General features: G+C 73.5%; 16 protein-coding genes and 1 pseudogene. 7 read left to right on the top strand and 10 right to left on the bottom strand.

The window, feature by feature from the left end; genetic code table 11:
• Nucleotides 1-156: 156 nt before the first annotated feature.
• The 3 genes from AC07A4_RS34105 to AC07A4_RS34115 form a co-directional block, all read right to left on the bottom strand.
• Nucleotides 157-1,617 (bottom strand): glutamate synthase subunit beta, encoded by a 1,461-nt coding sequence (locus tag AC07A4_RS34105; protein WP_478606384.1) that lies wholly within the window; start codon nt 1,615-1,617, stop codon nt 157-159.
• Entirely contained in the window at nt 1,610-6,127 is a 4,518-nt protein-coding gene (gene gltB / locus AC07A4_RS34110; RefSeq protein ID WP_478606752.1) for a glutamate synthase large subunit, read from the bottom strand. Before gltB ends, AC07A4_RS34105 begins: the two co-directional genes overlap by 8 nt.
• Nucleotides 6,128-6,503: 376 nt before the next feature.
• Nucleotides 6,504-7,235, bottom strand: coding sequence for a VIT1/CCC1 transporter family protein (locus tag AC07A4_RS34115; RefSeq protein WP_478606386.1), 732 nt, complete (start codon nt 7,233-7,235; stop codon nt 6,504-6,506).
• Between the two features lie 254 nt (nt 7,236-7,489).
• On the opposite strand from AC07A4_RS34115, the pseudogene AC07A4_RS34120 reads away from it, so the two are divergent.
• The 7 genes and pseudogenes from AC07A4_RS34120 to AC07A4_RS34150 all read left to right on the top strand — a co-directional run.
• Nucleotides 7,490-8,485, top strand: a pseudogene (locus tag AC07A4_RS34120) (ADP-ribosylglycohydrolase family protein); the annotation flags it as partial.
• Nucleotides 8,486-8,491: 6 nt separating this feature from the next.
• A complete protein-coding gene (locus AC07A4_RS34125) occupies nt 8,492-9,745 on the top strand; it encodes an ADP-ribosylglycohydrolase family protein (RefSeq protein WP_478606753.1) in 1,254 nt (417 codons plus the stop codon).
• A 31-nt stretch (nt 9,746-9,776) separates the two neighbouring features.
• A complete protein-coding gene (locus tag AC07A4_RS34130; protein ID WP_478606387.1) occupies nt 9,777-10,955 on the top strand; it encodes an ADP-ribosylglycohydrolase family protein in 1,179 nt (392 codons plus the stop codon).
• A complete protein-coding gene (locus AC07A4_RS34135; protein WP_478606390.1) occupies nt 10,946-12,328 on the top strand; it encodes an ADP-ribosylglycohydrolase family protein in 1,383 nt (460 codons plus the stop codon). Before AC07A4_RS34130 ends, AC07A4_RS34135 begins: the two co-directional genes overlap by 10 nt.
• A gap of 60 nt (nt 12,329-12,388) precedes the next feature.
• Complete coding sequence (gene rbsK / locus AC07A4_RS34140) at nt 12,389-13,291, top strand: ribokinase (protein ID WP_478606393.1); 903 nt, start codon at nt 12,389-12,391, stop codon at nt 13,289-13,291.
• On the top strand, nt 13,288-14,472 hold the full coding sequence (locus tag AC07A4_RS34145; RefSeq protein ID WP_478606395.1) for a CaiB/BaiF CoA transferase family protein: 1,185 nt from the start codon (nt 13,288-13,290) through the stop codon (nt 14,470-14,472). The genes rbsK and AC07A4_RS34145 overlap by 4 nt, the downstream gene beginning before the upstream one ends.
• The gene (locus AC07A4_RS34150; protein WP_478606397.1) at nt 14,469-15,302 is read left to right on the top strand and encodes an HpcH/HpaI aldolase/citrate lyase family protein; all 834 of its coding nucleotides are present in this window, start codon (nt 14,469-14,471) and stop codon (nt 15,300-15,302) included. Before AC07A4_RS34145 ends, AC07A4_RS34150 begins: the two co-directional genes overlap by 4 nt.
• A 16-nt stretch (nt 15,303-15,318) precedes the next feature.
• On the opposite strand, the gene lgt is transcribed toward AC07A4_RS34150, so the two are convergent.
• The 7 genes from lgt to AC07A4_RS34185 form a co-directional block, all read right to left on the bottom strand.
• A complete protein-coding gene (lgt, locus tag AC07A4_RS34155) occupies nt 15,319-16,284 on the bottom strand; it encodes a prolipoprotein diacylglyceryl transferase (RefSeq protein WP_478606399.1) in 966 nt (321 codons plus the stop codon).
• Between the two features lie 109 nt (nt 16,285-16,393).
• Nucleotides 16,394-17,173, bottom strand: a complete 780-nt coding sequence (locus AC07A4_RS34160) for a DsbA family protein (protein WP_478606401.1) — start codon at nt 17,171-17,173, stop codon at nt 16,394-16,396.
• A gap of 63 nt (nt 17,174-17,236) precedes the next feature.
• A complete protein-coding gene (gene trpA, locus AC07A4_RS34165) occupies nt 17,237-18,064 on the bottom strand; it encodes a tryptophan synthase subunit alpha (RefSeq protein WP_478606404.1) in 828 nt (275 codons plus the stop codon).
• Nucleotides 18,061-19,308: a tryptophan synthase subunit beta gene (trpB, locus tag AC07A4_RS34170; protein WP_478606406.1), complete on the bottom strand. Its 1,248-nt coding sequence runs from the start codon at nt 19,306-19,308 to the stop codon at nt 18,061-18,063. Before trpB ends, trpA begins: the two co-directional genes overlap by 4 nt.
• A gap of 225 nt (nt 19,309-19,533) precedes the next feature.
• Nucleotides 19,534-19,752: a tryptophan biosynthesis modulator TrpM gene (gene trpM / locus AC07A4_RS34175; RefSeq protein WP_478606409.1), complete on the bottom strand. Its 219-nt coding sequence runs from the start codon at nt 19,750-19,752 to the stop codon at nt 19,534-19,536.
• Nucleotides 19,753-19,759: 7 nt separating this feature from the next.
• Nucleotides 19,760-20,569, bottom strand: coding sequence for an indole-3-glycerol phosphate synthase TrpC (trpC, locus tag AC07A4_RS34180; protein WP_478606412.1), 810 nt, complete (start codon nt 20,567-20,569; stop codon nt 19,760-19,762).
• 147 nt (nt 20,570-20,716) lie between these two features.
• The gene (locus AC07A4_RS34185) at nt 20,717-21,154 is read right to left on the bottom strand and encodes a DUF2752 domain-containing protein (protein WP_478606415.1); all 438 of its coding nucleotides are present in this window, start codon (nt 21,152-21,154) and stop codon (nt 20,717-20,719) included.
• Nucleotides 21,155-21,179: the final 25 nt, after the last annotated feature.

Consider the following 21,179-nt stretch of genomic DNA (forward strand, 5'->3'; position numbering starts at 1 on the left):
CTCCGTGGCGTCGAAGGGCGTCCTCGACGCGTGGCGCTGCGGGTGCGTCGTGGGCACAGCGGCCGGAAAAACACGTGGCGCCTGCCGAAGAGTCCGGTCGGGGACTCGGCAGGCGCCACGCTCAGTTCCGTACGCCGTTGTACGGGACAGTCAGGGTCAGACCGTCAGGGCACGGTCCGTGGGGCGGATCGGGGCCGGCAGATCGCTCGCGCCGGTGAGGAAGCGGTCCACTCCGCGCGCGGCGGAGCGTCCCTCGGCGATCGCCCAGACGATCAGGGACTGGCCACGGCCCGCGTCGCCCGCGACGAAGACGCCCGGCACGTTGGTGTGGAAGTCCCCGTCACGAGCAATATTGCCACGCTCATCCAGGTCCAGTGCGAACTGGTCCACCAGACCATTCTCCCGGTCCGTCCCGGTGAAGCCCATCGCGAGGGTGACCAGCTGCGCGGGGATGCGCCGCTCGGTGCCCGGCTTCTGGGTGAGCTTGCCGTCCACGAAGGCGACCTCGATGAGGTGCAGCCACTGCACGTTGCCGTCCTCGTCGCCCTCGAAGTGGGTGGTCGACACGGAGTAGACGCGCTCGCCGCCCTCCTCGTGGGCGGAGGTGACCTTGTAGAGCATGGGGAACGTCGGCCACGGCTGGTGCGGGGCCCGGTCCTCGCCCGGACGCGGCATGATCTCCAGCTGGGTGACCGAGGCCGCGCCCTGGCGGTGGGCGGTGCCCACGCAGTCCGCGCCGGTGTCGCCGCCGCCGATCACGACGACGTGCTTGCCCTCGGCGGAGACGGGCGTGGTGACGTAGTCGCCCTCCTGGACCTTGTTGGCGAGCGGCAGGTACTCCATCGCCTGGTAGACGCCCTTGAGCTCACGTCCGGGCACCGGCAGGTCGCGGGCGGTGGTGGCACCGGCGGCGATCACCACGGCGTCGTAGCGCTTGCGCAGCTTCGCCGCGTCGATGTCCCGGCCGACCTCGACGCCGGTGCGGAACTTGGTGCCCTCCGCGCGCATCTGCTCGATGCGCCGGTTGATGTGCCGCTTCTCCATCTTGAACTCGGGGATGCCGTAGCGGAGCAGGCCGCCGATGCGGTCGGCGCGCTCGTAGACGGCGACGGTGTGCCCGGCGCGGGTGAGCTGCTGGGCGGCGGCGAGCCCCGCGGGGCCCGAGCCGATCACCGCGACGGTCTTGCCGGAGAGGCGCTCGGGGGCCTGGGGCGCGACGTCGCCCGTCTCCCAGGCCTTGTCGATGATGGAGACCTCGACGTTCTTGATCGTCACGGCGGGCTGGTTGATGCCGAGCACGCACGCCGACTCACAGGGGGCCGGGCACAGGCGCCCGGTGAACTCCGGGAAGTTGTTCGTCGCGTGCAGCCGCTCCTGGGCGGCCGACCAGTCCTCGCGGTAGGCGTAGTCGTTCCACTCGGGGATGAGGTTTCCGAGGGGGCAGCCGTTGTGGCAGAACGGGATGCCGCAGTCCATGCAGCGCGAGGCCTGCTTGGAGATGATCGGCAGGAGCGAGCCGGGGACGTAGACCTCGTTCCAGTCCTGGACGCGCTCGCCCACCGGGCGGGTCCGGGCGACCTCGCGGCCGTGGTGCAGGAAGCCCTTCGGGTCAGCCATGGGTCGCCGCCTCCATCATCTTCTCGGTGATCTCGGACTCGGAGAGTCCGGCTCGCTCGGCGGCGTCCTTGGCGGCGAGCACTGCCTTGTACGTGCTGGGGATGATCTTGCTGAAGCGGGTCACGGCCGCCTCCCAGTCGCCGAGCAGCTTCTCGGCGACGGTGGAGCCCGTCTCCTCCTGGTGGCGGCGCACGACGTCGTGCAGCCACCGCGCGTCGGACTCGGTCAGCTCCTCGACGGCCGTCAGGTTCCCGGCGTTGACGTTGTCGCGGTCCAGGTCGATGACGTACGCGACGCCGCCGGACATGCCCGCCGCGAAGTTGCGGCCGGTCTCGCCGAGGACGACGGCGTGCCCGCCGGTCATGTACTCGCAGCCGTGGTCGCCCACGCCCTCGGAGACCACCAGGGCCCCGGAGTTGCGCACGCAGAAGCGTTCGCCGGTGCGGCCGCGCAGGAACAGCTCGCCGCCGGTGGCGCCGTAGGCGATGGTGTTGCCCGCGATGGTGGAGTACTCGGCGAGGTGGTCGGCGCCCCGGTCCGGGCGGACGATCACGCGGCCGCCGGAGAGGCCCTTGCCCACGTAGTCGTTGGCGTCGCCCTCCAGGCGCAGCGTGACGCCGCGCGGCACGAAGGCGCCGAAGGACTGGCCCGCCGAGCCGGTGAAGGTGATGTCGATGGTGTCGTCGGGCAGACCCGCGCCGCCGAACTTCTTCGTCACCTCGTGGCCGAGCATGGTGCCGACCGTGCGGTTGATGTTGCGGATGGCGACCTGGGCGCGGACGGGCTGGGCGTCCTCCTGCGCGTGCGCGGCGAGCGCGTCGGCGGCGAGCTTGATCAGCTCGTTGTCGAGCGCCTTCTCCAGGCCGTGGTCCTGGGCGACCAGGCGGTGGCGCACCGCGCCCTCGGGCAGGTCGGGGACGTGGAACAGCGGCTCAAGGTCGAGGCCCTGGGCCTTCCAGTGGTTCACCGCGCGCGTGGTGTCGAGGAGCTCGGCGTGGCCTACGGCCTCCTCGATGGAGCGGAAGCCGAGCTCGGCGAGCAACTCGCGGACCTCCTCGGCGATGAACTCGAAGAAGTTCACGACGAACTCGGCCTTGCCGCTGAAGCGGTCGCGCAGCGTCGGGTTCTGGGTGGCGATGCCGACCGGGCAGGTGTCCAGGTGGCAGACGCGCATCATGACGCAGCCGGAGACCACCAGGGGCGCGGTCGCGAAGCCGAACTCCTCGGCGCCGAGCAGGGCCGCGATGACGACGTCGCGGCCGGTCTTCAGCTGGCCGTCGGTCTGCACGACGATGCGGTCGCGCAGGCCGTTGAGCAGCAGCGTCTGCTGGGTCTCGGCGAGGCCGAGCTCCCAGGGGCCGCCCGCGTGCTTGAGCGAGGTCAGCGGGGACGCGCCGGTGCCGCCGTCGTGGCCGGAGATCAGGACGACGTCCGCGTGGGCCTTGGAGACGCCCGCGGCGACCGTGCCGACGCCGACCTCGGAGACCAGCTTCACGTGGATGCGGGCCTTCGGGTTGGCGTTCTTCAGGTCGTGGATGAGCTGGGCGAGGTCCTCGATGGAGTAGATGTCGTGGTGCGGCGGCGGGGAGATGAGCCCCACGCCCGGCGTGGAGTGCCGGGTCTTGGCCACCCACGGGTAGACCTTGTGTCCGGGCAGCTGGCCGCCCTCGCCGGGCTTGGCGCCCTGGGCCATCTTGATCTGGATGTCGTCGGCGTTGACCAGATACTCGGAGGTGACGCCGAAGCGGCCGGAGGCGACCTGCTTGATGGCGGAGCGCCGCGCCGGGTCGTACAGGCGGTCCGGGTCCTCGCCGCCCTCGCCGGTGTTGGACTTGGCCCCGAGCTGGTTCATGGCGATGGCGAGGGTCTCGTGCGCCTCGCGGGAGATGGAGCCGTACGACATGGCGCCGGTGGAGAAGCGCTTGACGATCTCGGAGACGGGCTCGACCTCGTCGAGGGGCACCGGCTGCCGGTCGCTCGTGATGGCGAACAGGCCGCGCAGCGTCATCAGGCGCTCGGACTGCTCGTTCACGCGGTCCGTGTACTGCTTGAAGACGTCGTAGCGGCGGTTGCGGGTGGAGTGCTGGAGGCGGAAGACCGTCTCGGGGTCGAACAGGTGCGGCTCGCCCTCGCGGCGCCACTGGTACTCGCCGCCGATCTCCAGGGCGCGGTGCGCGGAGGGCACGCCGGAGGCCGGGTAGGCCTTGGCGTGGCGGGCGGCGACCTCGCGGGCGATGACGTCGATGCCGACGCCGCCGATCTTGGAGGCGGTGCCGTTGAAGTACTTCTCGACGAAGGACGCCTCCAGGCCGACGGCCTCGAAGACCTGCGCGCCGCGGTAGGAGGCGACGGTGGAGATGCCCATCTTGGACATCACCTTGAGGACGCCCTTGCCGAGGGCCTTGATGAGGTTGCGGATGGCCTGCTCGGCCCCGCCGTCGACGGCCTTGAGGAAGGTGCCGGCGCGGACCAGGTCCTCGACGGACTCCATCGCCAGGTACGGGTTGACGGCCGCCGCGCCGAAGCCGATGAGCAGCGCGACGTGGTGGACCTCGCGCACGTCGCCCGCCTCGACGAGCAGGCCCACCTGGGTGCGCTGCTTGGTGCGGATCAGGTGGTGGTGGACGGCCGCGGTGAGAAGGAGCGAGGGGATCGGGGCGTGCTCGGCGTCGGAGTGCCGGTCGGAGAGCACGATCAGGCGGGCGCCGGCCTCGATGGCGGCGTCGGCCTCGGCGCAGATCTCCTCGATGCGGGCGGCGAGCGCGTCGCCGCCGCCGTGCACCCGGTACAGGCCGGAGAGCGTCGCGGCCTTCATGCCCGGCATGTCGCCGTCGGCGTTGATGTGGATGAGCTTGGCGAGCTCGTCGTTGTCGATGACCGGGAAGGGCAGTGTGACGCTGCGGCAGGACGCGGCGGTCGGGTCGAGGAGGTTGCCCTGCGGGCCGAGCGAGGAGTGCAGGGAGGTGACGAGCTCCTCGCGGATGGCGTCCAGGGGCGGGTTGGTGACCTGGGCGAACAGCTGCGTGAAGTAGTCGAAGATCAGTCGCGGGCGCTCGGAGAGGGCCGCGATCGGGGTGTCGGTGCCCATGGAGCCGATCGGCTCCGCGCCGGCCGTGGCCATCGGGGCGAGCAGCACGCGCAGCTCTTCCTCGGTGTAGCCGAAGGTCTGCTGGCGGCGGGTGACGGAGGCGTGCGTGTGCACGATGTGCTCGCGCTCGGGCAGGTCGGAGAGCTCGATCTCACCGGCCTCCAGCCACTCCTGGTACGGCTTCTCGGCGGCGAGGGCGGCCTTGATCTCGTCGTCCTCGACGATGCGGTGCTCGGCGGTGTCGACGAGGAACATCCGGCCGGGCTGGAGGCGGCCCTTGCGGACGACCTTGGCCGGGTCGATGTCGAGGACGCCGACCTCGGAGCCGAGCACGACGAGGCCGTCGTCGGTGACCCAGTAGCGCCCCGGGCGCAGGCCGTTGCGGTCCAGGACGGCGCCGACCTGGGTGCCGTCGGTGAAGGTGACGCAGGCGGGGCCGTCCCAGGGCTCCATCATCGTGGAGTGGTACTGGTAGAAGGCGCGCCGGGCGGCGTCCATGGAGGTGTGGTTCTCCCACGCCTCCGGGATCATCATCAGGACCGAGTGCGGCAGCGAGCGCCCGCCGAGGTGGAGGAGTTCGAGGACCTCGTCGAAGGAGGCGGAGTCGGAGGCGTCCGGCGTACAGACCGGGAAGATCCGCTCCAGCGTGCCCTGGCCGGGGAACAGGTCGGAGACCAGCTGGGACTCGCGGGCGCGCATCCAGTTGCGGTTGCCCTTGACCGTGTTGATCTCGCCGTTGTGCGCGACGAAGCGGTAGGGGTGCGCGAGCGGCCAGCTCGGGAACGTGTTCGTGGAGAAGCGGGAGTGGACGAGCGCGAGGGCCGTGGCGAAGCGGCGGTCGGACAGGTCCGGGAAGAAGGGCTCGAGCTGGCCGGTGGTCAGCATGCCCTTGTACACGATCGTGCGGGCCGAGAGGGAGGGGAAGTACGTGGCGGCCTCGCGCTCGGCGCGCTTGCGCAGGACGAACGCCTTGCGGTCCAGGGCAAGCCCTGCGCTCTCGCCGTCCGCGACGAACAGCTGCCGGAAGACGGGCATCGTCGAGCGGGCGCTCGCGCCGAGCAGCGTCGGGGCGACGGGCACCTCGCGCCAGCCGAGGACGGTCAGGCCCTCCTCGGCGGCGAGCGTCTCGATCTGTGAGACGGCTTCGTCCGTGCCGGCGGCGGGCAGGAAGGCGATGCCGACGGCGTAGGCGCCGGGGGCGGGCAGCTCGAATCCGGCGGCCTCGCGCAGGAACGCGTCCGGCACCTGGAGCAGGATGCCCGCGCCGTCCCCGGAGTCGGGCTCGGAGCCGGTGGCGCCGCGGTGTTCCAGGTTGCGCAGTACGGTCAGCGCCTGCTCGACGAGCTCATGGCTCGCCTCACCGGTGAGGGTGGCCACGAACCCGACACCACAGGCGTCGCGCTCGTTGCGGGGGTCGTACATGCCCTGCGGGGCGGGGCGACCGTCCATGGGCGACCAGGCGTCGATACGCATCGGCACTCCCGTCGTCGTGGTGAGGCACCTCCCAGGCTCGGGGGGCGCGGGCGGCGAGGGACGACGTTGGCCCTGGCGAAATTTCGTGCAGGTTACATGATGGGCCGCTTCTCGAAAAGCGGATACTTCATTCCAGTATCTGGACAGCGCCCTGGGGTTCGGAGAGCGGCGAAGAGGGACCGGAGCGGACAGATCGGTGGCCGTCGGTCCGAAGCGACACAGGCCTCATTGCCCGCAGCGCTTACGGCTCATGCCCCGCGGTCGCGGAATCGAAACCGCACGGTAACGGCTACTTATGCGATATCCCGCATACACCTGCGGTCGCTCATCCTACGGCCGTACCGAACACGCTGCCCAGGGCGTACGTCACACCGGCCGCGGCCCCGCCGAGCGCCAGCTGCCGCAGCCCGCTGAACCACCACGACCGCGCGGTCACCTGCGCCACCACGGCACCGCAGGCGAACAATCCGGCCAACGCGAGCAGCACCGCGGGCCACAGGGCGCTCGCCCCCAGCAGATACGGCAGCAGGGGGAGCAGCGCGCCCAGGGCGAAGGACGCGAAGGACGACACGGCCGCGACGGTCGGCGAGGGCAGGTCGCCCGGGTCGATGCCGAGCTCCTCGCGGGCGTGGATCTCCAGGGCCTGCTCGGGGTCGCGCGACAGCTGCCGCGCCACCTCGCGGGCGAGGTCCGGCTCGACGCCGCGGGAGACGTAGAGCGCGGCGAGCTCGCGCTCCTCGTCCACCGGGTGCTTGCGCAACTCGCGGCGCTCGACGTCCAGTTCGGCCTGCACCAGCTCGCGCTGCGAGGCGACGGAGGTGTACTCGCCCGCGGCCATGGAGAACGCGCCCGCCGCGAGCCCGGACAGACCGGTGATGACGATGGTCTGCTGCGACACGGCGCCGCCCGCGACGCCCGTCATCAGCGCGAGGTTCGACACCAGGCCGTCCATGGCGCCGAAGACGGCCGGGCGCAGCCAGCCGCCGTTGACGTCGCGGTGGCTGTGGTTGTCGCGGTGCGCTTCGTGCAGCGCCGCCTCGGTCTCGATGATCGCCATGGTGCGGCCCCCTGGTCGTAACGGTGGAATCAGTCGGTAGCGATCTCGAAAGTACGCGCGAAAAATCGCTCCCGCCAGCAAGGAAGGCCGTACTTACCTGCGAAAACACACCCGTGTGACGACCTCCCCGCGGCGCCCCGCGAGCATGCCGAAGGGGTGACTCCGAGCGCGGGGATGCTCACATGAGTGGCCTCGGGTGGCAGGGATGCTCCAAGGCACTGCCACCCGGCAGTCAGCGCGATGGGAGGCGCGGCATGGTGTCCGTCGCATGCGTTCCCCCGGTACCGGCGCCAGGCGACGCGGGCGGCCGCCGCGGCCGGGCCCGCGGGGCCCTGCTCGGCCTCGCGGTCGGCGACGCGCTCGGCGCGCCCGCGGAGAACCTGAAGCCCTCGGAGATCCGCCGCCGTTGGGGCCGCATCACCGGGTACGTCGCCGAGCGCCCCTGCGGCACGGACGACACCGAGTACGCGATCTTCTCGGGGCTGCTGCTCGCCCGGCACGGCTCGGCGCTCACCGTCGCGCACGTCGAGCACGCCTGGCACCAGTGGATCGCCGACCTCGACGAAGGCCCGTTCCGGGGCGCGGGGTTCAGCGAGCGCGGCACCCTGGAGAACCTCCGCCGGGGCCTGGCCGCGCCCATCTCGGCCCAGCACCGGCACGCCTGGAGCGATGGCCTGGCCATGCGCGCCGCGCCCTTCGGCGTCTTCGCCGCGGGCCGCCCCGAGGAGGCGGCCCGCCTGGTCGCCGTCGACGGCACCGTCAGCCACGACGGCGAGGGCATCTACGGCGGGCAGGCGGTGGCGGCGGGCGTCGCGGCGGCGATGGCCGGGGCGCCGGTCCAGGCGGTGGTCGCGGCCGCCCTGTCCGTCATCCCGTACGACTCCTGGACCTCACGCTCGCTGCGCCGCGCGGCCGCCGTCGCGCACCGCGGCGAACGCGCGGTCCGCTCGGCGGTCGTCATCGGCGGCTACCCCTGGACGGACCTGGCCCCCGAGGCGGTCGGCCTGGCCTTCGGCGCGTACGCGGCCGCCGACGGCGACTTCGCGACGGCGGTCCTCACGGCCGTCAACATGGGCCGCGACGCGGACACGACGGCGGCGGTGGCGGGCGCCCTCGCGGGAGCGACGCGCGGCGCGGAAGCGATCCCCGAGGAGTGGTCGAGAGCCATCGGCCCGGCCAGGGGCTCCTGCCTGCCGTCGATGAGGGGCCACCACGTCTTGGACATCGCTGACCTACTAACCCCGGACGACATTTCTGTGGGCGGCTGGTCCGCCCAGAGGGCGGAACGGGCGGGCACAGCACCAAAGCCGCCGGGCAACCGTGAAACCAGGCGCGGGGGCCCGGGGGCGGCAGCCCCCGGTCTCGGGAAGGGGCGGGTTGGGGGAGCCCCCACCAGGCCCCAAGTGGAAGGCCTGCTCCTAGGCCTAGCGGCGGGCGACGCCGCGGGCTGGCCCTCCGCCCGCCACCGAGCGGCCCGCATGCCCGACTGGACCCGCCGTCTCACCCGCGAACTCGACACCTTCGCGGAGCACAACGCGACCACCACCCTGCCGGTGCCCATCGCCCTGAACCAGCCCCCGGAACCCCTGCGCCTCGGCCCCTCCGACGACGCCGAGTGGGCCGCGTTCACCGCGGAGTCCGTGCTGACCGCCGCCGACGGCACCCTCGACCCCGCCCTGACCCGCGACCGCCGCACCCGCGCCACGCTCGCCCTGTCCTGGAACACCCTGGCCAGCGAGGTCGCCGCGGCCGCGGCCCGGGCCCCGGAGGTGGAGTCCGCGGTGCTGCCGCTGCGCGCCCGCATCTCGGTGCGGGCGGGCCTGGGCAACCTCGCCGCGGGCCTGGCGCCGCCCGCCACCGGCCACGACAACCCGCACTTCTTCGACGACGCGGCCTGCGTGCGCGCCTGCGTCCTGGCCCTGGTCCACCCGGGAGACCCCGAACGGGCCGCCGCGCTCGCCGAGTTCGACGCCCGCTACACCCAGGACGGCGACGGCGTGCACGGCGCCCGCGCGATGGCCGCGGCGATCGCGGCCGCCCTCGGCGGCGCCGCGCCCGACGACGCCGTGGCCGCCGCCCTCGACCAGTTGCCCGCGCACACCGAGATCGGCCGCAACGCCCGCCACGCGGTGAAGCTCGCCCGCACCTGCGCCCCCGCGCGCGACGCCACGTTCGCCCTGGTGCCGCTCCTGGAACACGAGATCGTCGACCACGTCTACAGCTACGGCATCGCGGCCGCCGAGACCGTGCCCGTCGCCCTCGCCCTCGCGACCGCCGCCCGCGGCCGCGTCCACGAGGCGGTGCCCGCGGCCGCCTGCCTGTCGCGGGTCTCGGACTCGGCGCCCGCGCTCGCGGGCGCCCTGACCGGCGTCCTCGGCACGGCCGCCGCGATCCCCGACAGCTGGCGCGCGTCCTGCAGGGCGCTCTCCGGCTGCGCCCTGCCCCGGCTCGCGGGCACCGACCTGGTGGAACTCGCCGGACACCTCGCGGAGACGTACGCCAAGCACTGACCGCACCCACCGCCCTGGAGGCACGCACGCCATGAAAGACCCGCATACGCCCCCTCGCTCCCCGCTGGCGGACCGCGTCACCGGCAGCCTCGTCGGCGCGGCCGTCGGCGACGCGCTCGGCGGCCCGGTGGAGGGCTACTCCCCCGAGCAGATCGCCGACCGCCACGGCGGCCCCGTCCAGGGCATCGTCGGCCCCTGGCACGGCGAGGCCTGGCGCACCGCTCGGCCCATCGCCCCGTACCACAAGGGCGACGGACACGTCACCGACGACACCCTCCTCACGCACGCCCTGGTCCGCGTGTACGCCACCGTGCGCGACCACCTCGACGCGTACGCGATCGCCGACCACCTGGTCCCGGACCTGATGACCACCCCGCGCTGGATCCCGGAGCTTGAGGCCGAGGCGCTCCCCCTCCAGCGTCTGTTCCTCGCCGAGAAGTGGCTCGTGGCGCGCCTCCACTACGGCCACGCGGACCCGCGTGAGGCGGGCGCGGGCAACATCGTCAACTGCGGCGCGGCGATGTACATGGCGCCGGTCGGCCTGGTCAACGCGGCCGACCCGCGGGCGGCGTACGCCGAGGCCCTCGACGTCGCGGGCGCGCACCAGTCGTCGTACGGGCGGGAGGCCGCGGGCGTCTTCGCGGCGGCGGTCGCCGCGGCCTGCGCCCCCGGCGCCACCCCCACCACCGTCATCGACACCTGTCTGGCCCTTGCCAAGGACGGCACGCGGGCGGCGATCGAGGCGGTGGCCGTCGCCGCGGCCCGGCACCGCGCGTACGAGACGGCCCTGCGGCCCCTGCGCGCGGCGATCGCCCCCTTCGACACCGTCGGCCCCGACTACCGCGCCCCCTGTCTCGGCGCCCGCCGCCCCTCCCGGCTGCACGCCATCGAGGAACTCCCCATCGCCCTCGGCATGTTGCTGATCGGCGACGGCGACTACCGCGCCACCGTGCTCGGCGCGGTGAACTACGGCCGCGACTGCGACTCCATCGCCACGATGGGCGGCGCTCTCGCGGGCGCGCTGCGCGGCGAGGCCCCGATCCCGTCCGACTGGTCCAAGAAGGTCGCCGAGGCCAGCCGCCTCGACCTGCGCGCCCCGGCCCTGACCCTGACGGCGGTCGCCGAGGAGGTCCACGCCCGCGACCGCGCCCGCCGCCGCGCCCACGAGAGCGCGTTCACGACCCTCACCGAAGGCCCGCCATGCGCCTGACCTGGCTCCAGCCCGAGGACCTCATCGCCCACGAGTTCCGCCAGGCGAGGGAGGAGGGCAGAGACGTCACGGAGGCCCGGGCCCGCTGGGAACAGGCAGGAGGCACCCCCACCCCACCGGCCGGGGGCACGTCCCCCCACCCGGCCCCACCCCACCTCCGGGCCCTGGCGGAACACCTCCTGGACGAGCTGGACATTTCAGCCCGTCCGGCGTTTGAGGACGAGGCGCGAAGCGCCAACGCAGTTGAGCGGGGGAACGGGGGCGGCAGCCCCCGGTTCGGGAAGGGGCGGGCCTGGGGCGCCCCGCGAGGGCACCGCGACCGCCTACACGCCGCCTGGCTGGGCAGAGCCGCCGGCTGCCTGCTAGGCAAACCCGTGGAGAAGCTCCCCCTGGCGGGCATCCGCAGCCTGGCCCGAGCCACCGGCAACTGGCCCCTGCACACCTGGTTCACGGCAAGAGGCGTCCCGCCCGAGCTCACCGCCCGCTACCCCTGGAACAGACGCTCCGCCGCCACCTCCCTCGCCGAGAACATCGACGGCATGCCGGAGGACGACGACCTCAACTACCCGCTCCTGAACCTCCTCCTGCTCCAGCGCCACGGCCCGTCCTTCACCCCCGCGGACGTGGCCGCCGTCTGGCTGGACGAGCTCCCCGCGGCCCGCACCTTCACCGCCGAGCGCGTCGCGTACCGCAACCTCCTCAACGGCGTCGCCCCGCCCCGCACGGCCCGCCACCGCAACCCGTTCCGCGAGTGGATCGGCGCCCTGATCCGCGCCGACGCGCACGGCTGGACCAACCCCGGCGCCCCCGAAGCGGCCGCCGAGCAGGCCCGCAGGGACGCGTGCCTGAGCCACACCGGCAACGGCGTGTACGGAGCGATGTTCGCGGCGGCGACGATCGCGCGGGCGGCGTCGGGGACCGCCGACGTCCACCAGTGCCTCGCGGCGGGCCTCGGGGTGATCCCGGCGGAGTCCCGGCTCGCCCGCGCGGTCGTCCACGGCATCGAACTGGCCCGCGCGGCCGCCGACTTCGACGACGTCGTGGACCAGCTGCACGCCGCGTACGGCGGCTACCACTGGGTCCACGTCGTGCCCAACGCGGCCCTGCTCGCCGCCGCCCTCACCCACGCCGACGGCGACTTCACCGGCTCCATCACGCGTGTGGTGTCCGGAGGCTGGGACACGGACTCCAACGGCGCGACCGCCGGGTCGGTCGCGGGCCTGCTCCACGGCCACCCGGACGCGCTCCCCGAGCGCTGGACGGCCCCCCTCAAGAACCGCCTCGCCACCTCCGTCGCCGCCTTCGACGGCATCGGCTTCGACGAACTCGCCGCCCTCACCGCCGACCTGACGAACCATCACCCTGAAGCATGAAGCATGAAGCATGAAGCCTGAAGCCTGAAGCCTGAAGCCTGAAGAGGAGACCCTCCCCCGATGACCCCCCACATCGTCGTCCTGGGCAGCACCAACATGGACCTCGTCGCGTACGTGCCGCGGGCGCCGCAGCGCGGCGAGACCGTCACCGGCCGCGAGTTCCGCACCTTCCCCGGCGGCAAGGGCGCCAACCAGGCCGTCGCCGCGGCCCGCGCGGGCGCCACGGTCTCGATGATCGGCGCGGTCGGCACCGACGCCTTCGGCACCCAGCTGCGCACCGCCCTCGACCACTCGGGCGTGGACACCGATCTGCTGCGCACCGTGGCGGGCGCCACCGGCACCGCGCACATCGTCGTCGACGACGAGGGCGGCAACGCGATCGTCGTCGTGCCCGGCGCCAACGCCGCGCTCACCGCCCTCTCCCACGGCGACGAGGCCCTGATCGCCTCCGCCGGTCTGCTGCTGCTCCAGCTGGAGACGCCCCTGGACGGGGTCACCGCCGCCGCTCGGTACGCCCGCGAGCACGGCGTGCGCACCGTCCTCACCCCGGCGCCCGCCCAGGCCCTGCCGCCCGAACTCCTCGCCGCCACCGACCTGTTGATCCCCAACGAGCACGAGGCGACCGCGCTCACCGGCAGCACGGACCCGGGCGGCGCCGCCCGGGCGCTGCTCGCCCACGTCCCGGAGGTCGTCGTCACGCTCGGCGCGCACGGGAGCCTGTACGCGGCGCGCGACGCCGAGACCGTGACGGTGCCCGCGCCCCGTGTCACGGCGGTGGACACCACGGGCGCGGGCGACACGTTCGTGGGCGCGCTCGCGACGGCGCTCGGCGAGGGCAGGCCCGTGCCGGACGCGCTGGCCTGGGCGTCGACGGCGGCGGCGCTCTCGGTCCAGCGGGCGGGGGCGGCGGCGTCGATGCCGTACCGCGCGGAGATCGACGCGGCGGCGGAGGTCACGGCGTGAAGCCCCTCGACGGCCTGCGCGTCCTCGACCTCGCCACCCTCTTCGCGGGCCCCCTCGCCGCGACCCTGCTGGGCGACTTCGGCGCGGACGTCGTCAAGGTCGAGCACCCCAGGCGCCCGGACCCCTCGCGCGGCCACGGCCCCGCCAAGGACGGCGTCGGCCTGTGGTGGAAGCTGCTCGGCCGCAACAAGCGCGCGATGACCCTCGACCTGTCCACCCCCGGCGGGCAGGCCACGCTCCTGCGCCTGGCCGCCGGGGCCGATGTGATCGTGGAGAACTTCCGCCCCGGCACCCTGGAGAAGTGGGACCTCGGCTGGGAGGAGCTGCGGGCCGCGAACCCGCGCCTGGTGCTCGCCCGCGTCACGGGCTTCGGCCAGTTCGGTCCGTACGCGCGCCGCCCCGGCTTCGGCACGCTCGCCGAGGCGATGAGCGGTTTCGCGGCGGTCACCGGCGAGCCGGACGGGCCGCCCACGCTGCCGCCGTTCGGGCTCGCGGACTCGATCGCGGGCCTCGCGACGGCGTACGCGGTGATGACGGCCCTCGCGGCCCGCGACCACACGGGCCGCGGCCAGGTCGTCGACATGGCGATCATCGAGCCGATCCTCACGGTCCTCGGCCCGCAGCCGCTCTGGTACGACCAGCTGGGCCACGTCCAGGCGCGCACGGGCAACCGCTCCACGAACAACGCGCCCCGCAACACCTACCGCACGGCCGACGGCGGCTGGGTCGCCGTGTCCACCTCGGCGCAGTCGATCGCGGAGCGGGTCATGCGCCTGGTCGGCCGCCCCGAGCTGACCGAGGAACCCTGGTTCACGACGGGCGCCGGGCGCGCGGCGCACGCCGACGTCCTGGACGACGCGGTCGGCGCCTGGATCGCGGACCGCACCCGCACCGAGGTGACCGAGGCCTTCGAGAAGGCGGAGGCGGCGGTGGCCCCCGTCCAGGACGTACGGGACGTGATGACGGACCCCCAGTACGCGGCCCTGCGCACGATCACCACGGTCCCCGATCCCGAGCTCGGCCCGCTGCGCATGCAGAACGTGCTCTTCCGGCTCTCCGAGACGCCCGGCGCGATCCGCTGGGCGGGCCGCCCGCACGGCGCGGACACCGACGCGGTCCTCACCGAGCTCGGTCTGTCCGAGGGCGAGATCAGCGCGCTCCGCAGCGAGGGCGCCCTGTGAGACCACACCCCCTGACCTGGCTGTACGCCCCCGGGGACCGCCCCGAGGTGGTCGCCAAGGCGCTGGTGGCGGGCGCGGACGTGGTGATCGTGGACCTGGAGGACGCGGTGGCGCCCGACCGCAAGGAGTACGCCCGCGCGGCCACCGCGGAGCTGCTCGGCGAGGTGCCGCAGGTGCCGGTGCACGTGCGCGTGAACGCGCTCGGCACCGCCCTGTCCGACGCGGACCTGGCGGTCCTCGCGCCGCTGCCGGGGCTCGCGGGCCTCAGGCTGCCGAAGGTCACGTCCGTCGCGGACGTGATCCGTACCGCCGAGCGGGCCGCGCCCCGGGACGGCGGCGCCCCCGCCCTGTACGCGCTGCTCGAATCGGCCCTCGGCGTGGAGCGGGCCTTCGCCGTGGCGAGCGCCCACCCGGCGCTGCGGGGCCTCGCCCTCGGCGAGGCGGATCTACGGGCCGACCTCGGCGTACGGGACGAGGCGGGCCTCGGCTGGTGCCGCTCCCGCGTGGTCGTGGCGGCCCGGGCGGCGGGCCTTCCGCCGCCCGCCCAGTCTGTCTACCCCGACGTACGGGACGTAGCGGGCCTGGCCGAGTCCTGCGCCCGCGGCCGTGACCTGGGCCTCCTCGGCCGCGCGGCCATCCATCCGCGCCAGCTGCCGGTCATCGAGCGCGCGTACCTGCCGACCGCACAGGAGGTCGAGCGGGCGGAGACGGTCCTCAAGGCGGCGGCCACGGACGAGGGGGCGCAGGCGCTGCCCGACGGCCGCTTCGTGGACCGGGCGGTGGTGGAGGAGGCCCGCAGAACCCTGGAGCTGTCCCGCAGGACCCCGTGAGCGCGCCGGGTCCGGCTCAGCCCTTGGGCGCCGTGGGCGCGGCCCCGGCTTCGCCGCCGGACTCGGGCGCGGCGGGGGCGTCCGAGGGCGCGGCCTTCTTCAGGACGTCCACGGGCTCCTTGGCCGCGTCCTTGGCCCCGGCCGTGTCCCCGTCGCCGGAGGTGACCGCGCGCGGCTCCACGACTTCCTCGCGGCCCGGACGCGTCCTGGCCGAGATGACCAGGTAGACGACGGCGAGCAGGAAGACCACGAGGGCGGTCCAGTTGTTCAGCCGCAGGCCGAGGAATTCATGCGCGTCGTCGACGCGCATGTACTCGATCCAGAAGCGCCCGACACAGTACGAGGCGACGTACAGCGCGAAGGCCCGCCCGTGGCCGAGCTTGAAGCGGCGGTCGGCCCAGATGACGAGCACGCCGACGCCGACGCACCACAGCGACTCGTACAGGAACGTCGGGTGGTAGGTGCCGGGGACGCGGCCGTCGGTGGAGCTGGTGATCTTCAGTGCCCATGGAACGTCGGTCTCGCGGCCGTACAGCTCCTGGTTGAACCAGTTGCCCCAGCGGCCGATGGCCTGCGCGAAGGCGATGCCGGGGGCGAGCGCGTCGGCCCACGCGGGCAGCGGGATGCCGCGGCGGCGACAGCCGATCCACGCGCCGACCGCGCCGAAGGCGATGGCGCCCCAGATGCCGAGGCCGCCCTCCCAGATCTTGAAGGCGTCGACCCAGTCGCGGCCGTCGCCGAAGTAGAGCTGGTAGTCCGTGATCACGTGGTAGAGGCGGCCGCCGACGAGGCCGAAGGGCACCGCCCACACGGAGATGTCGGCCACGGTGCCCGGCTGCCCGCCGCGGGCGACCCACCGCTTGTTGCCGAGCCACACGGCCACGAACACGCCGATGATGATGCAGAACGCGTAGCCGCGCAGCGGAATGGGGCCGAGGTCGACCACTCCGCGCGACGGGCTGGGGATGTAGGCAAATTCCATGGCAGGGTCGACGCTACCCTGCCGGGCCGGGCCGACGGCAACCAGCCCGACAACGGGTCCGTAACAGGGGCCCGGCGGCGGGTCGCGATCGGCCCGCCGCCCGACGGCCCTAGCTGTTGGCCTTCTCCACGGCGGCCTTCAGCTTGGCGGGCGTGAGCGGGTTCTTCTGGTCGGCGAAGATGTCCTTGCCGTCGAGCAGAACCGTCGGCGTGCCGCGCAGACCGGCGTCCTCGAAGGCCTTGTCGGACTTGGCGACCCAGCTGTCGTGCGTGCCGTCCTTCACGCACTTCTTGAAGGCGGCCGTGTCCAGGCCCTTGACCTTGCCCGCGAACTCAATCAGCTTGTCGTCGTCCGCGAAGGCGTCGTCGGGCTCCGGGGGCTGGTTCTGGAACAGCACGTCGTGGTACGGCGCGAACTTGCCCGCGTCCTGGGCGCAGGCCGCGGCGTTGGCGGCGCGCAGGGAGCCGGAGCCGCCCATGTTGTCGTCGATGAGGGTCGCGAGGTGGTACTCGACCTTCAGCTGGCCCGCGCGGGTGAGCTCGTGGATCGTCGAGCGGTACCCGTCCTCGAACTGCTTGCAGGCCGGGCAGCGGAAGTCCTCCCAGATGGTGAGGGCGGACTTGGCGCCGTCCTCGCCGACCGGGATGGCCGGTCCTTCCTTGTCGCTCGCGCCCTTGGGCGCGACGACCGGGCCCGAGGTGTCCTTCTTCTTGTCGTCCCCGGCGTTCGCCGCGAGCAGGCCGCCGACCGTGGCCAGGCCGAGCACGCCGACGACGGCGGCGCTCACCAACAGCGCGCGGCGCCGTTTGTCGCTTCTCTTCTGCCGCTCGCGCTCTTCGGCCATGCGCTCCCTGGCCGTTCGCTTACCCTCACGGTTCTTCTCGCTCATACCGGACCAAACGAACCGGGGAGGCGCGAGCGCGCCTCCCCGGTCCAGGTCCACCCGTACGAGCTACCGGCGGTTCTCCGCGCCCGCGCGCACGCCCCTGGCCAGCTCACCGGCGAGCTCGCGCACCGCGGCGAGCGAGGCCTGCTCGCCGTCCGCGTCGAGCATCCGCCGTACGAACGCGGAGCCGACGATGACGCCGTCGGCGAAGCCCGCGACCTCGGCGGCCTGGTCGGCGTTGGAGACGCCGAGGCCGACGCAGACCGGCAGTTCGGTGCACGCGCGGGTGCGACGGACCAGGTCGGCGGCCTGCTCGCCGACGGAGGCGCGGGTGCCGGTGACTCCCATCAGGGAGGCGGCGTACACGAAGCCGGAGCCCGCCGCCGTGATCGTCCTGAGCCGCTCGTCCTTGCTGCTCGGGGCGACGACGAAGACGGTGGCCAGGTCGTGCTTGGCGGCGTGCTCCCGCCACAGCGCCGACTCCTGGACGGGCAGGTCGGGCAGGATGCAGCCCGCGCCGCCCGCCTCGGCGAGCTCGGCGGTGAACCGCTCGACGCCGTAGCGGTCGATGGGGTTCCAGTACGTCATGACGAGGACGGGCTTGCCGGTGGCGGCGTGGGCCTCGCGGACCGTGCGCAGCACGTCCTTGATCTTGACGCCGCCGCGCAGGGCGATGTCGTCGGCGGTCTGGATGACGGGGCCGTCGAGGACGGGGTCGCTGTGCGGCAGACCCACCTCCACGACGTCGGCGCCGCCGTCGAAGACGGCCTTGATGGCCGCGATGCCGCCGTCCACGGTGGGGAACCCGGCGGGCAGGTACGCGATGAGGGCGGCGCGGCCCTCGGCCTTGGCGCTGGCGAGCGTGTCGCTCAGGAGCTGGATGTTGCCGCTCACTGGGAGTCCCCCTGGGAAGCGTCGTCGTAGAGGCCGAAGTAGCGGGCGGCGGTGTCCATGTCCTTGTCGCCGCGCCCGGAGAGGTTGACGACGAGCAGGCCGTCGGGCCCCAGCTCCTTGCCGACCTCCAGGGCCCCGGCGAGGGCGTGCGCGCTCTCGATCGCCGGGATGATGCCTTCGGTGCGGGACAGCAGGCGCAGGGCCCCCATCGCCGCGTCGTCGGTGACGGCCCGGTACTCGCCGCGGCCGCTGTCCTTCAGGTACGCGTGCTCGGGGCCGATGCCCGGGTAGTCGAGCCCGGCGGAGATCGAGTAGGGCTCGGTGATCTGCCCTTCCTCGTCCTGCAGGACGTAGGAGCGGGAGCCGTGCAGGATGCCGGGTTCGCCCGCGGTGAGGGTGGCCGCGTGCTCGCCGGTCTCGACGCCGTGCCCGGCGGGCTCGCACCCGATGAGGCGGACGTCCGCGTCCGGGATGAAGGCGTGGAAGAGGCCGATGGCGTTGGACCCGCCGCCGACGCAGGCGACGGCCGCGTCGGGCAGGCGTCCGGCGCGCTCCAGGATCTGGCGGCGCGCCTCCACGCCGATCACGCGGTGGAAGTCGCGCACCATCGCCGGGAAGGGGTGCGGACCGGCCACGGTGCCGAACAGGTAGTGGGTGTGGTCGACGTTGGCGACCCAGTCGCGGAAGGCCTCGTTGATGGCGTCCTTCAGCGTGCGGCTGCCGGACTTCACGGCGATGACCTCCGCGCCGAGCATCCGCATGCGGGCGACGTTGAGGGCCTGGCGCTGGGTGTCGATCTCGCCCATGTAGATGGTGCAGTCGAGCCCGAAGAGCGCGCAGGCGGTGGCGGTGGCCACGCCGTGCTGCCCCGCCCCGGTCTCGGCGATGACGCGGGTCTTGCCCATCCGCTGGGTGAGCAGGGCCTGGCCGAGCACGTTGTTGATCTTGTGGGACCCGGTGTGGTTCAGGTCCTCGCGCTTGAGGAACACGCGGGCGCCGCCCGCGTGTTCGGCGAACCGCGGCACCTCGGTGAGGGCGCTGGGGCGGCCCGTGTAGTTCACGAGCAGATCGTCGAGCTGGCGCGCGAACGCGGGGTCGGCCTTGGCCTTCTCGAACTCGACGGCCACCTCGTCGACCGCCGCGACCAGGGCTTCCGGGATGAACTTGCCGCCGAAGGCGCCGAAGTAGCCCTCGGCACTGGGGACTTGACCCTCGGGGTCGGGGATGAAGAACTCGCTGGGCATGTGGATACCTCATGTCCTCTTGGGCGAACGTGGTCTGGAGTCGTCTGCACGCCCTAGCCCGCCGCTTCGCGGCGGATGCTTCCCACCCACCCGTTCACCACACAGTCCCCCGGGGGTCCAGGGGGCGAAGCCCCCGGTCTCGGGAAGGGGCGGGCTTGGGGAAGCAAGAATCCGCCGCGACGGCGAGCACCCCCCACGTACCGGCCCGGCGGTGCCGATCCGGCGCTAGTGAGGGAGGGCGCGCACGCAGCGCCCGCGCCATCGCATCCCGTTCACCTGTCCGGGCTCGTCCCCGATGACGTACCGCACCCGCCGCCCGTGCACGCGCCGCGCGGGCGCCCGGCAGCCGCGCGACCAGGGGGGCGGCGCGCAGCGCCTCGGTTGAGGGTGGTGGAGGGAGACGGGCGGGCGGCAGCCGGGGGCGAGGCGGGCGCAGAGGGACATGGCGGGATCAGCTCCGGCCGTGCCGCAGGGCCGGGTGGGCGCCCGCGGCGACCAGGTCGGAGACCGCGGCCTTCGGGTCGCGCCCGGTGACGAGGGACTCGCCCACGAGCACCGCGTCGGCGCCCGCGTTCGCGTAGGCGATGAGGTCGTGCGGGCCGCGCACGCCGGACTCGGCGACCTTGACGACGCTGTCGGGCAGCTCCGTCACGACGCGCTCGAACGTGCTCCGGTCGACCTTGAGGGTCTTCAGGTCGCGGGCGTTCACGCCGATCACCCGGGCGCCCGCGTCGAGGGCGCGCTCGGCCTCCTCCTCGTCGTGGACCTCCACGAGCGGGGTCAGGCCGATGGACTCGGCGCGCTCGATCAGCGACTCCAGGGCGGGCTGGTCGAGGGCGGCGACGATCAGCAGGGCGAGGTCGGCGCCGTAGGCGCGGGCCTCCCACAGCTGGTACGAGGTGACGATGAAGTCCTTGCGGAGCACCGGGATGTCGACCTTGGCGCGCACGGCCTCCAGGTCGGCGAGGGAGCCGCCGAAGCGGCGCTGCTCGGTGAGCACGGAGATGACGGCGGCGCCGCCCGCCTCGTAGTCGGCGGCGAGCCCCGCCGGGTCGGCGATCGCGGCGAGCGCGCCCTTGGACGGGCTGGAGCGCTTGACCTCGCAGATCACCGTGACGCCGTCGCCGCGCAGGGCGGCCACGCCGTCCTTGGCCGCCGGGGCCTTCGCGGCGCGCTCCTTGAGCTCGTCGAGGCTGACGCGCGCCTGCCGCTCCGCGAGGTCGGCACGGACTCCGTCGATGATCTCGTCGAGCACACTCACGCGAGCGGTACCTTTCCCTGCGTTGTCCCCTGCGTTCCGCTGGTCACTGCGATGGTATCCGCAGGACGGCGTAGGACTCGCATCCGGTTGACGATGCTCTCACTACCTGGACTTTCACCGGTCCCCCGCGCGGTGTCCACAGCCGCGCTACGGATGCAGCCAGGACCCGAACGGCAGATTGCGTACGACGGTGAAGAGCGTGAGGACCACGCCGACGGCCCAGAGCTGGGCGCGGCCGAGGTCGAGGCCCAGGGGCCTGCCGCGCGCCGCTCTGAGGGCCCACAGCGTCCACAGGACGGCGAAGAGGCCGTATCCGGCGACGGCGACGGCGTTGGCGCCGAGCGCCCCGGTCAGGTCGCCGTGGGCGACGGCGTGCGCGCTGCGCAGGCCGCCGCAGCCGGGGCAGTAGACCCCCGTGTAGTACAGCAGCGGGCAGGCCGGGTAGTGGCCGGGCTCGTTCGGGTCGACGGTGCCGACGTAGGCGAAGGCGGCGGCGACGGCGCCGAGCACGCCGAGCGGCACGGCGAGGCGGCGCGCGCCCTGCCCAGCGCCGGAGGGCGCGGCGGTCTCCTGTTCGGCGTTCACCCGGGCATTCTCCCCCCGGAGGGCG

It is taken from the genome of Streptomyces sp. NPDC043996 (genome assembly GCF_056435225.1).